Below are 13,366 nucleotides of genomic sequence, written 5' to 3' on the forward strand. Positions count from 1 at the left end.
ATCATTTCACTTCTTTCACTTGATTTCTTTTCACCACTGTAAAGGTCGCCTCCAGAGAGGTTCCATCCTCCAGCTGAATAACAAATGGCCATGTACCCGGAGTAGTGTTAACCCCGATTTTCCATTCCCACTCAAGATATCCGTTCGCATCCGCCTGCTTCCACCCTAAATATTTAGCCGTACTCTGACCGCTCTTGTAGAAGATAGACAGACTGGCAGAAGCATTAGGCGGTATCTTAACCCGGATCCTGCCCTGATCATTCGCTACTCCTGGATTTGGTTTCTCCAGAATCACAATAGTGCTATGGTCGTCTTCACCTGCTGAGCTGTCTTCATCGCCTTCCGCATCTGTATTCCCTATCCACAAGCGCTCCACCGCACTGGCCTCAAGCACAATGCGCTGATTCAGAAAAGGTACCTTCATCGGCAGCGCATAACTCACCACAAGTCCAAAGTATGGCCGCGACCCCGTCTTCAGGTCCGGGACAATCACATTCGAAACATGTATGCGGTCATAATCCAGCCAGTCTGTGGATAGATAAGGCTTCATTACAGGCTTGAGCGCTAGATCCAGTACGCCTTCTGATGCCTCTGCCTGTAGTTCCTGCAAAGGTTCTTCACCCCGCTTTACAGCTGCGCTAACCCAATCCGCTATTGGTTCAGGCAAATCTGCCACATAGCTGTCACTCCACTCTTCAAGTGAGAGCCGCGGAACGCTCCATTTATCCGTGGATGCAGCACCGTCCGAAGCCGCTCCCGCTCCGCCAGGACCACCGGCAGCATCTCCTTTCTTGTCCTCCCATTTCTGTGCTGCCAACGCAGCAGGGTACATATGAGTCGAGATCACTTTTACCGTATCCGAAGCCGTGCTCTGCAGCGCAGTTGAATATAAGGTCATTTGCACAATGAAGATCAGGAACAGGACAAAGAGCAGAAACATAGGAAGGACCATTGCGGCTTCTACTACCATACTGCCTTCAGATCCCGGATTTTTTTGCTTCCGATTCCCATACCCCACCTGGTTCCACCTCCCGCTAGTAAGAAAAATCAGCCTGCACAGTCCGGTAATATAATTTGCCCTTCACTTCACCGGAAAGACCTGTACCATAATCCAGCAGCTTCACCACTCCCGGCAAAAACCATAATGGCATAGCCATCTTGATATCCGCTGCTGTGTATGTATATTTCTCATCCAAGATGCTTCCTGTATTCAGCCGGATTAAGGCCAGCATACGCGACAATTGAACATCGCCCCCTCCATGCAGCACCAGAAACAGCCGCAGATAATCCCGGTAGCTCAGCTTGACAGGTATGTATTTGGACAGTGGAATTTCACCATTTTTACATAACAGCAGCATATCCTGTACTGCCTGCTCAACTCCGTACAGAAGTGCTGCTGCCAATATCAGCAGCGGATTGGCAAGCCCCGCACGTTCTGTAAATCCCTCCATGGTACGTATAGCCAGCCGCACTGCAAAAATCTCCCCGTAAGCTGCCGCTATATTCCCGGCAGGGTTATAAAATCCATACAGAATATACTCCAGCTCCTGGGCATTAGGATCAAGCTGATCCGCCAGCCTTCCTGCTCCTTCATTTACAGAGCCTGAGGCCAGACCGGCCAGCTGTGAAATATCAAAGGGAGGAAAATACAGCGCCGAATACTCTGTCTGAAATAGCCTGTCCCTGGCCCCCTCCAGCACATTGCCCATTGCAGCATAGAGACTGTCCACTTTAACCATAGAGGCGCTCCCGGCAGTATAGGGATTTTGATCAGCAGTCCCTGGCTCAGTTGGCTGATCCACTCCCGTGTTGAAAGCGATATTGTCGTTGTAATACTTATGCAGAGTCTGATAACGTTTCATAGCTTCCCCGGCGCTCGCGCCAAGACCGCGAATCTGATCCAGCAGCTTCATGGCCTCGCTAAGCTTGCCTTTAGCTTCCTGCTCCACTTGCTTGCGCTGGTTATCATATGTGCGATGTGCTTCAATTTGAGCACTTTCGGAAGCAATCAGCGTCCCCGCGTTTCCATAATTGCGCAAATAATTATTCACCGCTTCCGAAGCGTTGAGAATACTGGCATTCATGCTGGAAACGTCGGCATTAAGTCCCGAAGCCGGGCTCAAGCTTCCTGGCAAAAGAACCACCTTCGGTACCACGGCCTGTGAAGCTGTCAGCTGTGCTGACAAGCTATTTTCCATCGTGCTGACCTCGTTTGCCGTGAGGATAAGCGAATCTTCCTGCTCGCGCAGCTTTTTAATGGGATCTGCACTTAACTCAGCTGAAGTGTCCGGGATATCCCAGTCTCGGGCTGAATTCTGCGCATCGTCCGGCCCGCTGTTTCGTGACTGCTCAAGCAGGCTTTTCATTTGGGCATTCAAAGTTTTCGCCCGCTCCAGCGCAGCTGCCGCCTCCTCCAAATAACGCGATTGTTTCTCTTGATAAGAAGCCTGTGCATCAGGAAACCGGGCAAGTAGTTCACCGGATTGCTGTATATAAGCCGCCAAAAGCCCCTGGTACTGTGCAGACCTTTTCTCATCACGATACAAATCAGCATAATATTTGCCCACATAGTCGCCGTACATAGCCGCAATATCCGCAGCAGTGCCAATGGTGCCTAAGGTAGCGGGTATGATTCTACCACCAGGTGGATTCATGATCAGCTCCTGCAGTGCTTGTCCACTCTCCCCTGCCTGCTTCCGCGACTTCAGCATCTGATCCAGTGCTTCCTCACGCTCATCATATAAAGGCTGAAGCTTGCCGAGCACCTTGGTTGTCCGTGAAGCCTCACCCATGGCCGCAGACAGCGGCTTGAATTTTCCGGCCAGCTCCAAGGCGAAATCAATCGGCGCCTTGTACTTCATCTCTTCCACAATCTGCCGCCGGAAAATGTCATAGCTTCCAAGCGGGCGGCTCCAGCTTAAGGAGGAGGAATCCAGACCCAAGGGCAGAAGATTAAATGAATCACCGCGCCAGCTCTCATACAGATTATCATTCAGTACACCGGCCAAAAGCTGATCACCGTCATTGCCGCCATAGGCGAACAGTCCGTATTTATCTTTCAGTTCGATATCATATGAAGACATTACTGAGCGGACTGCAGCTCTGGCCAAACGCTCTTCCTGGACGTTTACAGCCGCAATGCGCGCATAGTCAATTAGCACTGCGGTAAATAGAAAGACAAATGCCAGCACCATAATTAAAAAGATAGAGACTGAACCTTCGGATCGGGTATACCTGCTGACCATGTATCTTACCACTCTTTCAAAAGTATGCCCTTTCTCTGCCTTCAAGCGTGTCATATCCTCCTTTCGCGCCTCAGTTGCTGCTCCATATTCATTAGGAATTAAGCTAATTCAACTTGTTTAATGTAGCTTGCTCATCATGACGGCAGCATTTTTCTTGTCCATGCCTGTCCCTGACTTGACACTATCCGCATTACCCTTGAATTTGGCTCCATAATAACGCATAAGATCAACGGTGCGGATGAATTCAACAGGTTCAGCAATTACGGACCGGGCCTGCACCACCGGCACTGCCTTGTCAGACAGAATTTCGTCCAGCACAGGCAAATTCAGTACCCGCTTCAGCTCTGCGCTTACTTTACGGCCCGTAAGGCTATACGCATAGTTCATCTCTCCTGGCATATTTGCCGGAACCATAGCGGATGCATGCGTAAGCTTGACCACAGGCAGAGTGCCCCCATCCCCGGCAGCAGGCAGCGTAATAGCTGCTCCGCCCTCTGGCGCACCGATACCGAACAAAGAGGAGAGCAGAGCGTCGTCGCCAATACGCCAATAGAGAGAATCATATTCGCCAATGACGTAAGAACCCTTCGTTTCTTTATGGCTGTTATCCCAATTGTAAGCAGCGCGTTCCGTAGCGGCTGAAGCCACCTGCAGGAGCATCGACTTCTGGTAGCTGTACAAGCAGAAGAACAGCAGCAGCATAGTGATGCACATAATGATCGGCAACAATAGTGAGGCTTCAATAGTAAAGCTGCCCTCGTCTTTCCGGAGTGTGCTCACTCAAAAACTTCCTGGCTCTTTTCACCCGCTGTAGCAATCAGATCTTTTACGACCTTCACAATTTCCGTACGGAATATTAATACTACTGCAATCAACACAGCGATGATCATAATCATCTCCAATGTACCTAGTCCTTCCTCATCCTTCCAAAAGCGCTTTACAGCTTCCACCATCATTGAACTCATACACAGCTTCCTCCTCTACATTTTGAGCATCATGAGCGCCGGTGCTCCCACCAGCACAATAACAATTAAAAAGATGACCACCATCGGAAAAACCAGCTTCGAGGAAGCCTGTTCCCCGCGCGTCCGGCTGACAGACTTCCGCTTCTCCCAGAGTATCCGCGAGAGGTCACGCAGCGACAAGACAAAATCTGCTCCGCCCCTGCGGTAATTAAGCAGAACAGTGGTAGTGAACAAAGAAACCTCCTGTACCGCACAGCGTTTACTGAAATTCTCAAAAGCTTGCTGAAACGAATAGCCGCTGTCCCACTCGGCAGTCATTTTGTGCAACTCCTTGTAAAGCGGATGTGCCATGTCCCCTTTGCGGCTTTCCACACAACGGATGATTGCTCTCTGCACCGTCTCACCTGCACCTACCAGGAGCACGATGCTGTTCAGCAGTTCCGGCAGCTCAAGCATGATATTCTGCTCCCGCAGACGCACCTTCTTATGCAGGTCACTGACCAGGGCAAACGGCAATATTACTGCCAGCATCCCTCCAAGTGCAATCCCGGCTTTCTCCCCGCTAAATAGCGCGTACGCACATCCAGCTGTCAGGAAGAGCCAACTGTAGGTGATCATTTCTCCCATGAAAAGCAGTGTCCGCTCTGCGCTGTAACGGTTGCCGTAGGTCCGCTGAAGTGAGCGCTGGATCCGGAACATGACAGCTGGAATGTGGCTTCCAAGCTTCCAGGTGTCGATCAGCCAAAGGAAGGGTTCACCCAGCCGCCGCAGGCGCAGCCCTTCCATTGGGAGTGAGCGTAGCCCGGAGTAGCGAGAGCCGCATTTCAGGAGGAGCAAACCCCAACCAAGTGTCAACACCAACGTGATGGTGCCGCTTAGCCAAATCATTTATTTCACCTCCTTTACAGTGGAATATTCATGATTCTGGAAGTCCACAGATAACACAGAAACAGCAACCCGAGAGCAAGTGTAGATATCGCTATACCTGCACCTGTATACATAGGTTCCATATAATCCCCTGCTGTCAGACTCATGAACATCACCATAATGAGCGGGGAAACCAGTAAAGCCTTGGCCTCGAATTTTTTCTGGGCGATGCTGACCGCTATATCTTGTTGAATATCCAGCTTCTCTCCGATAATGGTTGAAGTACGCCTCACGATCTCTACCAGGTCACCTCCAGTCCGCTTGCACACGGAGAATACATCAGCGAACCGTTCGACATCTTCCATGCCCGCCCGCTTGCTGAAATCCTCCAGTGCTTCTTCTACCGGCTGGCCATACTCCATTCGCGTGCAGATAATATTCAGCTCGAAGATCATATCGCCTCCCCCCTCGGGGTCGAGCATAAGCAGATCCTGCACCGCTTCACGAAATGCATTCTCAACAGAGCGGCCGGCCGACAGCGATGAAGACAGCGAGAACAGCATTTGCTTGAATTGCAGATTAAGGGCAGTACGGCGCCGCCGGTGCAGGTAGTCACGCAGCAGCCGTGGAGCATATACCCCGCCCGGCACCAGCAGACAAGACAGCAGCCCATTGTGATAAAAAAGGTATCCTATTGCCCATAGCAGCGTTCCGCCAGTCAGCATCGCCGTGATCTTTTGCAAGGAGGTTAGGACGTACACCGTATAATCTGGCAGTTGTGCCTCCGCTCCGGTATCACGCAGTCCTTGCGGCTTTTGTCTCAATGAGATCAGAGCACTTCCTCCTTCTTATCAATTCCGGCCATTCTGAGTTTGCCGGTATGCAGCATCGGATTCCCGCTGGGGATCAGTCCCCCTTGGACCCGCCCGTTCCTCTCACCTGTTTCACGGAATTCATACAGCGGATTAAGCACCACCTCCCCTTCCTGAACCCCGGTAACCTCACAGATTTCCACCACCCGGCGTGAACGGTCACGCAGACGCGACAGATGCACAAAAATATCAATTGCGGAGCCAATCTGCTGCCGGACTACTGCCACGGGCAAATCGGCTGCACTGAGTACCATCGTTTCGAGACGGCTGAGCATATCCTGCGCACTGTTAGAATGGCCAGTACTGAGTGAGCCATCATGTCCAGTGTTCATCGCCTGCAGCATATCAAGGCATTCTGCGCCCCGGACCTCGCCGACCACAATGCGGTTCGGCCGCATCCGGAGTGAGGAGCGAATCAGATCACGGATGGTGATCTCGCCGCGGCCTTCCGTATTCGCATTTCTTGTTTCCAGGGAGACGAGATTCGGTACAGTCACGATCTGCAGCTCCGCTGAATCCTCTACAGTGATCACACGTTCCTGCGGCGGAATGAATTGCGACAAAGCATTCAGGAAGGTGGTTTTGCCCGAACCGGTGCCACCGCTGATGAAAATATTGTATTTGGCCACCACAAGCATCTGCAGCATTTCCGCTGCTTCCGCGCTTATTGCTTCCCGGCGGATCAGCTCATTCATCGTCATCGGGGCTTCGGGAAACTTGCGGATTGTCATTGCCGGCCCCTTCAGTGCTACCGGCGGCAGAACGATATTGACACGGGAACCATCCTTCAGCCGCGCATCAACGATTGGCGAGGAATCATTAACCACCCGGTTCACACCCGATACTACGGACTGGATAATATCCTCAAGCCGGCTTCTGGACTCAAAAGCCAGCGGCAGACGCCGGATCTGCCCCTCCTCCTCTACGAAGATTTCATCATGACTGTTAATCATAATCTCGGTGATGGCCGGATTATCCACCAGCGGCTGCAATACATCCAACCCCCGGAAGGAGTCGAACAGCTTCTTGACCAAGGCATGTTTCTCTTGAGCCGTCAGATGCTGCAGGTTGTCCCGTGCAAGAATCGTCCGCTCAATATACGCGGTAAGCTCACGGTTGCCTACAGCAGACGTCAGATCCAGCCCGGAACGAATGTCACTGCGCAGCGACCTGAACATTTCTTCATTCATATACATTCCCGGTAAAAACATGCGGCAGCGCCGGTTCAATGATTTCCGAGCACACCTGCTGCACTCCGGCCGTGAATTGCGGGGAATTCAGGCACAGCTCCACATGATGCTGTATGGCCCATGATGGGATATAAGGAAGCACAGCATCCATCTGCATCCCTTCAGGAAGAATCCCCGCGTTATGTGCATCGGCTGCGAGGTTCATGACAAACCTGCTTTTGACGGGTACCTCCTGAAGCATGCCAGAATGCAGATTACTGCAGTGACCCAGCCACCCGGCAGTCTTATGGTGACTGGTCTTAGCACCTGTCAATACCCAGAGCAGAAGTCCACATCTTTGCAGAACTGCCTGGGTTTGCTCCTCCTCAAGGGCTCCCGTATCAACAATGACAACATCATAGCGTCCTGCCCCGGACAGCTGCTCCAGAACATCCAGCGTATCCGTACGTGTCATCTGCAGTTTTTCCTTAAGATTCTCTACCGGTCTGAAGGCTTCACTCCTTAGACTCTCGTGTCTGATTACATACCTTTCAAGCTCCAGCTGTGTCTTCACTTTGCTCCCTTCCCCTTCATTCGCCTTCAGTTCATAGAGCAGCCGCTCCAGACCGGGGGCGTTTCCGTCCGGCACCCGCAGGAACAACCCGCTGCTGTCCACACTCTCTAGATTCAGATAAAAAACGGATAGTCCCAGCCCTCCAAGCTGCTTGGCCAAGTTGAGCGCAAGCGTGGTTTTGCCGCTGCTGCCACTGGCTGAAACGACTCCAATCAGCAGTGTCTCCTCCTTGGAGATGGACGCCGTTCTGCTCCGCTTCACATCGCACAGCTGTAGAATGGCATCCAGCAAAGAAGGAAGCGATTGATACTTTTCAATCACTTGTCCCCCCGCCAGATTTCCGGAAGGTTTGCCGCGGACGTCCCCTGCATCGCTGAGAACCGCCCACGGAATGGTACTCTTCCCCTCCACCAGCCAGGCCTCGATGAAAGAAGGATCTGCTACCACAGCATCCGGCACCTCCTCCCCCTTCATGAATTCCATAAAAGTATCCAACCGGCTGAAAGCGCTGATCCGCAGCATTCCTCCATATTCACTATGGTGAATATAGTGCAGCAATGGCTCAATGTATTGACTCTCCCGCACTGCAAGTACGATTCTTGCCGCCATGCTCCCTCTCTCCTTTCTGCATAAAGACAGCAAAAAAGCACCGCCAATAACCGTGGGATACGGTCATTGAACGGTGCTTCCGTTACTATTCCTATAATTTACAGCAATAGTAGCATATATATAAGAGTACAGCAATAGCTTTTTTTCCATTACCTCAAAATCCCACGAACTCCCATATCCAGTGCTGGATATTCCCAAGTTTCCTATCCCCCTGTATAATTCATACGTTCATCATTTACCTAACTCAAAACCATAACAAAGGGGATTTACACCACATGAAATTCGTACCCGGTTTTCTTGCAGTTCTAGCCTTATCCGGTGCCATCACCGTATCGGCAGCAGCAGCATCAGACCAACCTATCACCGTAACGATCGATCAGCAAAAGCTGAACCTAAGCACCAGTGCACCGGTCAAAGACCATGATGCCATCCTCGTTCCTATGCGTCCTATTTTTGAGAAGCTGGGCCTCAGCCTGGTATGGAATGCCAAGACAAGCACGATTACAGCCTCCAAGGAGGGCCTGACGATCACCCTGCAGCTTGGCAGCAAAAAAGCAAGTGTGAACGGGACTGTGAAGCAGCTCACTTCCGCACCCAAAATGATCAACAACGTTACCTATGTCCCTCTCCGGTTCGTAAGCGAAGCGACAGGCAACAGTGTCACCTGGAATGCTAAAGCTAATACCGTAGAAATCAAAAGCAATCAGAGCAGCGCCGTGACCAAGGGAATCTCGGAGCTTTTTGATAAATACACCAGCTATTCCAACAAAAATGATTTCGCCGGATTCCTGGGTCTGATTGATCCGAAATCACCACTTGCCGCAGCAGCCCCTGCACTCAAAGAGCAGATGGAAAAATCTGATACCACCACAGCGATTGCAAAAATGGACATTATCGATGTTCAGGCAAAGGAAGCAACGGTGGACGTTGTGGAAACAACCGTTAGAAACAGCGGAGCCTTTACACCTAACAGCACCGCGGAGTATATTTATTCACTTACTAAGAATGCTGGCGGCTCCGACTGGCTGATCAGCAATGTGCAGATTAAGGCCATCAAATACTCCCTGCCTGACGGCACACTTGAAGCCAAACCTCCTGTTCCCGCGGCTGATGAAGATCAAATCAAGGCTGTGCTGCAGGCCAATACAGATTTCTCCAACAAAGAAGACCTGAGCGGCGTACTGTCTACAATAGACGAATCCTCACCAGCCTATGCACAGAGCGAACAAACCTATAAGCAGCTTTTCGCCGCTTATGATTTGGAGTCCGCTGTGGAATCTTCCAAAATCATTTACTACAATAATAACGAGGCCGCCATCTATGCCGTATTAACATCCAAAAAGCTGAAGGGGCCACAATTCACCGATTACCGGGCAGAAACCGTGACAACCGTCAAGAAATCAGCAGATGGCAAATGGAAGCTGGTTCAAACCTACAATCTAAATATCGAACCGCTGACCAAATAGGCTAAATGGACAATTTCCTGATATAAAATGAAACGCAGCAGACTCCCTGCCGGGAGCATCTGCTGCGTTTTTATTTGGAACCATAACCCCTCACAGAAACCGTTGGCGGATCTCTGGCGTTGGGACCAGGCACTGATCATCCCGGCCGAACCAACGGTAACGGTTCCTGGCTACAAGTCTGTACAACGCACTACGAAGCGGCCGGGGGACAACAATGAGCAGATAAGCAGCCTTCCAAGGAAAACGAAGCCTGCGCATGATCCGCAGCACCGCAGCTGACTCCGTATAGAAGACCCCATCCTCAACCAGAACTACCGTGCTTAGCTGACCAGGCACAATACCGCTGGCACTCAACAGTTGATGAGAAACCTCGCTCTGCAACGGGGCAAATAGAAACCTGCCTTTGGGATCGCGCGGAATAATAAACCGGACCATACCTTGACACAGATGGCAGACCCCGTCGATCAGCACAACAGATTTGTCCTTCATCATAATTCCCCTCTGCTCTTCCTTCATTGCCCTCTCCCCCTTCCGTTAGTCACAGTATATCCAGAACTATGCTTAGAAAAAAACAAAAGCGCGGGATAAGCTCCCGCGCCGTCATGATCCGTCCGTTTAAGTTATTCTGCGATTGCCTTGTCGATCCATTCGTCCCCGAGCATTTGCCCTTCGAAATCAGCTGTGAAAGCCTCCATGCATTTACAGATGAAGTCTTTGCGGCATACCGGACATGGTGTCTTAAGCAGGCGGCTGATGTTCGTCATTTTCCATTCCGGAAACCGATTGTAGAACGCGCGGCACTCCGTTCCGTCAGCAAGCTTGATAATGAACTCGTACAATCCTTCCTTATCGTTGCTGCTGGCTTTGGTCACATTCGTAATATTCGGTCTGTAAGACATCTTCATCACCCATTATTTAAATTTTTGGTAGTTAATAGCACACGCAACATTAACAGATACTTAGACATATTAAAGAATTTTAGGGGTGATGTCAACCAAAGCAGACTCTCTGGACTTGCATTTATGCGTTTACCTGAATTTCCCGACTCCATTTAGACATTATTTCCAGAAACTTTATATATATGCCATCCATTTAGGGGGAACACCAAAAAACCGGACATATCTGTCCGGCTTAAATTAGATATAAACATTACTGTCTGCAAGCCACTCCTTACCATTGTTACAGCACGTTAAGTTCAACCTCTATATTGCCGCGTGTTGCCTTAGAGTAAGGGCAGAAGGCATGAGCCTTCTCGGCCAAATCCTCCGCCTTCGCACGTTCAATTCCGGGCAGGCTCACATCCAGTCTTACGGCCAGTTTGAAGCCTCCGTCGCTCTCATCCTTGCCGATCAGCACATTGGAAGTCACGACGACATCCTGAAGCTTCACACCCTCTTTACGGGCAATATTCGCCAGCGCACTTTCATAACAAGCACCATAGCCTGCAGCGAACAGCTGCTCCGGATTTGTACCCATGCCCCCCGAGCCACCTAGCTCCTTCGGCATTTTCAAATCATGCTTGAGAGCACCGTCCGAGGATTCCACTGAACCTTCGCGTCCGCCCCGTACCGTAGCTGAAGCCGTGTATAATGCTTTCATTTTCAATGCTGTCATCGCCTATCCGCTCCTTTTCAAGCCAAATTTTTACTTCCGCATACTTCTAACTTAAACCACTGGCACATTTTGAAACGAATACGCAATATTGTTACAGCCTTTTAGCTTGCTTCTTTTAATAAATAGTGTAAAATTAAATTGTGATAAATGAATGTTCGGGAGGAATTATCCATGAGTATTTATGATTTTGAAGCAAACACACTGCGAGGCCAGGAAGAATCACTGTCCAAGTACAAAGGTAAAGTGCTGCTCGTCGTCAATACAGCCAGTAAGTGCGGATTCACTCCTCAGTATAAGGGTCTCCAGGAAGTGTACGATAAATTTAAGGACCGCGGTTTTGAAGTGCTTGGTTTCCCCAGCAATCAGTTCGCCGGCCAGGAGCCGGGTGAGAGTGAAGATATTGCAGAGTTCTGCGAGATCAATTACGGCGTAACCTTCCCGATGTACGAGAAAGTTGATGTAAAAGGCAACGAAGCTCATCCGTTATTCAAATACCTCTCCAAGGAAGCACCAGGCGTACTGGGCTCTAAGAGCGTCAAATGGAATTTCACCAAGTTCCTGGTTGATCAGGAGGGTAGGGTGCTGAAACGGTTCTCCCCGCAGACTACGCCGGATCAGATTGAAGCGGATATTGCCAAGCTGCTTGGAAAATAACCACCGCGTAAACAAAAGAGACTCTATCTCCCGGTGCCTTGGGGGATAGAGTCTCTTTTTGATACGGACTATATACTTTTCCTCCACATTATCCTTGATAAAAAAATGCCTGATGTTTAAATTCCTCCCACTTCGGAGTCTTGAATGCAGAACATAACCCTTCACTTTGGTAGTAAGAGATCGCTCCAGTCAACTGCTCCAGATTACATGGATTCCCTGTGCGATTCATTTCACCGATTATTTCTATCGTCTTTTCAACGGTGTTCGCCTTCACAAAACAATTCAGACATTCCCAGTACAGCCTTGGTTCTTCCTGTAATGCTTGTTCCAAATAAATTCCCCACTCATACCACCCGTACTCGTCTAAATCAGTCAGGTTTTCTATGGGCAATTGCTTTGGAGCCAACATTGGTGGATACGCACAACCACTCTACGATGTTATAACCTTTGTCAAAACAGGATTGAACGACTGCTGAAGCAGCCTTGCTGGCTAACCCCATTTTTCTGTAGCTGGAATCCGTGTGAATTCCCACAGCAATTCTGTCTCTGGCATAACAGTCGCTTATGGACCAACTGACGATTGTATCCTGATAACGAATATAGCAGCCGCAACCTGCTTTATCCAAATGCTCATCGCTCCCCCATGCCTCTACCCAATCGTAAATTTTGTCTGCGTTCACGTAGTTTTTATGCCGAAGCACCTTCAGATCAACCATTTCCAAAACATAACCTTCAGGCAGAGAAAGATCAGCCGGAGTAAACTCTTCGCGGGTTAAGGTGTATCTATGTCTTGTATATTCCCTAATAAACTTGTTGCAATGAACGCTCGGTATCTTTATTCTCCATTCTTCGCTATCTGGGGTTACTTGATCAGCATGATGTCATCGGATAATACGGGTGCACCCGGGAATAGTCAAGCGATCCTCTGGTTACAAACGCCGGAAAGCAGTTCTGCTGTCTGCCCCGCATCTGGTTTCTGAACTACTGGATCGGGCCATCGCTCCTATCGTGTCGAAAGAAGTAATGTCTAACCAGGCATAACGTTAATAGGCCACTCTCAAAGAGTGACCTTAATGATTAACTGGATAACTTAGCATTAAAGAGGGGTTTAAATACGTTAAATGAGAAACAAAAAAACCCTTGCTATGCAAGGGTTTCCTTTCGAACAAACAATATGCGGTAGAGAGGACTCGAACCTCCACGGGTATACACCCACTACCCCCTCAAGATAGCGTGTCTGCCATTCCACCACTACCGCGCGGTGTGTACTTTAACTAAAGCATTGTTTGAGGCCAACACTCAATATTATAAATTGATTCTTACGAAAAGTA

14 protein-coding genes, 1 tRNA gene and 1 pseudogene are annotated in these 13,366 nt (G+C 49.8%); 2 read left to right on the forward strand and 14 right to left on the reverse strand.

The window, feature by feature from the left end; all coding sequences use genetic code 11:
* Nucleotide 1: 1 nt before the first annotated feature.
* The 8 genes from A3842_RS12325 to A3842_RS12360 form a co-directional block, all read right to left on the reverse strand.
* The gene (locus A3842_RS12325; RefSeq protein ID WP_074101618.1) at nucleotides 2-1,018 is read right to left on the reverse strand and encodes a TadE/TadG family type IV pilus assembly protein; all 1,017 of its coding nucleotides are present in this window, start codon (nucleotides 1,016-1,018) and stop codon (nucleotides 2-4) included.
* Nucleotides 1,019-1,034: 16 nt separating this feature from the next.
* A complete protein-coding gene (locus tag A3842_RS12330; protein WP_143186261.1) occupies nucleotides 1,035-3,299 on the reverse strand; it encodes a hypothetical protein in 2,265 nt (754 codons plus the stop codon).
* 63 nt (nucleotides 3,300-3,362) lie between these two features.
* A complete protein-coding gene (locus A3842_RS12335; RefSeq protein WP_074101619.1) occupies nucleotides 3,363-4,025 on the reverse strand; it encodes a TadE/TadG family type IV pilus assembly protein in 663 nt (220 codons plus the stop codon).
* Nucleotides 4,022-4,210: a Flp1 family type IVb pilin gene (locus A3842_RS12340; RefSeq protein ID WP_074084813.1), complete on the reverse strand. Its 189-nt coding sequence runs from the start codon at nucleotides 4,208-4,210 to the stop codon at nucleotides 4,022-4,024. Before A3842_RS12340 ends, A3842_RS12335 begins: the two co-directional genes overlap by 4 nt.
* Before the next feature lie 15 nt (nucleotides 4,211-4,225).
* Nucleotides 4,226-5,098: a type II secretion system F family protein gene (locus A3842_RS12345; protein WP_074101620.1), complete on the reverse strand. Its 873-nt coding sequence runs from the start codon at nucleotides 5,096-5,098 to the stop codon at nucleotides 4,226-4,228.
* A gap of 14 nt (nucleotides 5,099-5,112) precedes the next feature.
* The gene (locus tag A3842_RS12350; protein ID WP_371915997.1) at nucleotides 5,113-5,907 is read right to left on the reverse strand and encodes a type II secretion system F family protein; all 795 of its coding nucleotides are present in this window, start codon (nucleotides 5,905-5,907) and stop codon (nucleotides 5,113-5,115) included.
* Entirely contained in the window at nucleotides 5,907-7,139 is a 1,233-nt protein-coding gene (locus A3842_RS12355) for a TadA family conjugal transfer-associated ATPase (protein ID WP_074101622.1), read from the reverse strand. The genes A3842_RS12350 and A3842_RS12355 overlap by 1 nt, the downstream gene beginning before the upstream one ends.
* Nucleotides 7,132-8,301, reverse strand: a complete 1,170-nt coding sequence (locus tag A3842_RS12360) for a P-loop NTPase family protein (protein ID WP_074101623.1) — start codon at nucleotides 8,299-8,301, stop codon at nucleotides 7,132-7,134. Before A3842_RS12360 ends, A3842_RS12355 begins: the two co-directional genes overlap by 8 nt.
* 275 nt (nucleotides 8,302-8,576) lie before the next feature.
* On the opposite strand from A3842_RS12360, the gene A3842_RS12365 reads away from it, so the two are divergent.
* Complete coding sequence (locus A3842_RS12365; protein WP_074101624.1) at nucleotides 8,577-9,767, forward strand: copper amine oxidase N-terminal domain-containing protein; 1,191 nt, start codon at nucleotides 8,577-8,579, stop codon at nucleotides 9,765-9,767.
* A 90-nt stretch (nucleotides 9,768-9,857) separates the two neighbouring features.
* Here the strand turns inward: A3842_RS12365 and A3842_RS12370 are convergent, their stop codons facing one another.
* From A3842_RS12370 to A3842_RS12380, 3 genes are all read right to left on the reverse strand, one after another.
* Complete coding sequence (locus tag A3842_RS12370; RefSeq protein ID WP_074101625.1) at nucleotides 9,858-10,283, reverse strand: thiol-disulfide oxidoreductase DCC family protein; 426 nt, start codon at nucleotides 10,281-10,283, stop codon at nucleotides 9,858-9,860.
* 104 nt (nucleotides 10,284-10,387) lie between these two features.
* A complete protein-coding gene (locus tag A3842_RS12375) occupies nucleotides 10,388-10,666 on the reverse strand; it encodes a hypothetical protein (protein ID WP_074083281.1) in 279 nt (92 codons plus the stop codon).
* 280 nt (nucleotides 10,667-10,946) lie between these two features.
* Nucleotides 10,947-11,366 (reverse strand): organic hydroperoxide resistance protein, encoded by a 420-nt coding sequence (locus A3842_RS12380; RefSeq protein WP_074101642.1) that lies wholly within the window; start codon nucleotides 11,364-11,366, stop codon nucleotides 10,947-10,949.
* 186 nt (nucleotides 11,367-11,552) lie between these two features.
* Between A3842_RS12380 and A3842_RS12385 the strand changes: the two genes are divergently transcribed.
* A complete protein-coding gene (locus tag A3842_RS12385) occupies nucleotides 11,553-12,035 on the forward strand; it encodes a glutathione peroxidase (protein WP_074083280.1) in 483 nt (160 codons plus the stop codon).
* Nucleotides 12,036-12,123: 88 nt separating this feature from the next.
* Here A3842_RS12385 and A3842_RS12390 read toward each other — a convergent pair whose 3' ends face one another.
* The 3 genes and pseudogenes from A3842_RS12390 to A3842_RS12400 form a co-directional block, all read right to left on the reverse strand.
* Nucleotides 12,124-12,366 carry a hypothetical protein gene (locus tag A3842_RS12390; RefSeq protein WP_074083279.1) on the reverse strand — a complete coding sequence of 81 codons (243 nt, stop codon included), beginning with the start codon at nucleotides 12,364-12,366 and terminating at the stop codon, nucleotides 12,124-12,126.
* Between the two features lie 37 nt (nucleotides 12,367-12,403).
* Nucleotides 12,404-12,889, reverse strand: a pseudogene (locus A3842_RS12395) (GNAT family N-acetyltransferase); the annotation flags it as partial.
* Between the two features lie 321 nt (nucleotides 12,890-13,210).
* Nucleotides 13,211-13,293: transfer RNA gene (locus tag A3842_RS12400), tRNA-Leu, on the reverse strand.
* Nucleotides 13,294-13,366: the final 73 nt, after the last annotated feature.

The organism is Paenibacillus sp. P3E (genome assembly GCF_001909045.1).
Taxonomy (GTDB): Bacteria; Bacillota; Bacilli; order Paenibacillales; family Paenibacillaceae; genus Paenibacillus_AQ; species Paenibacillus_AQ helianthi.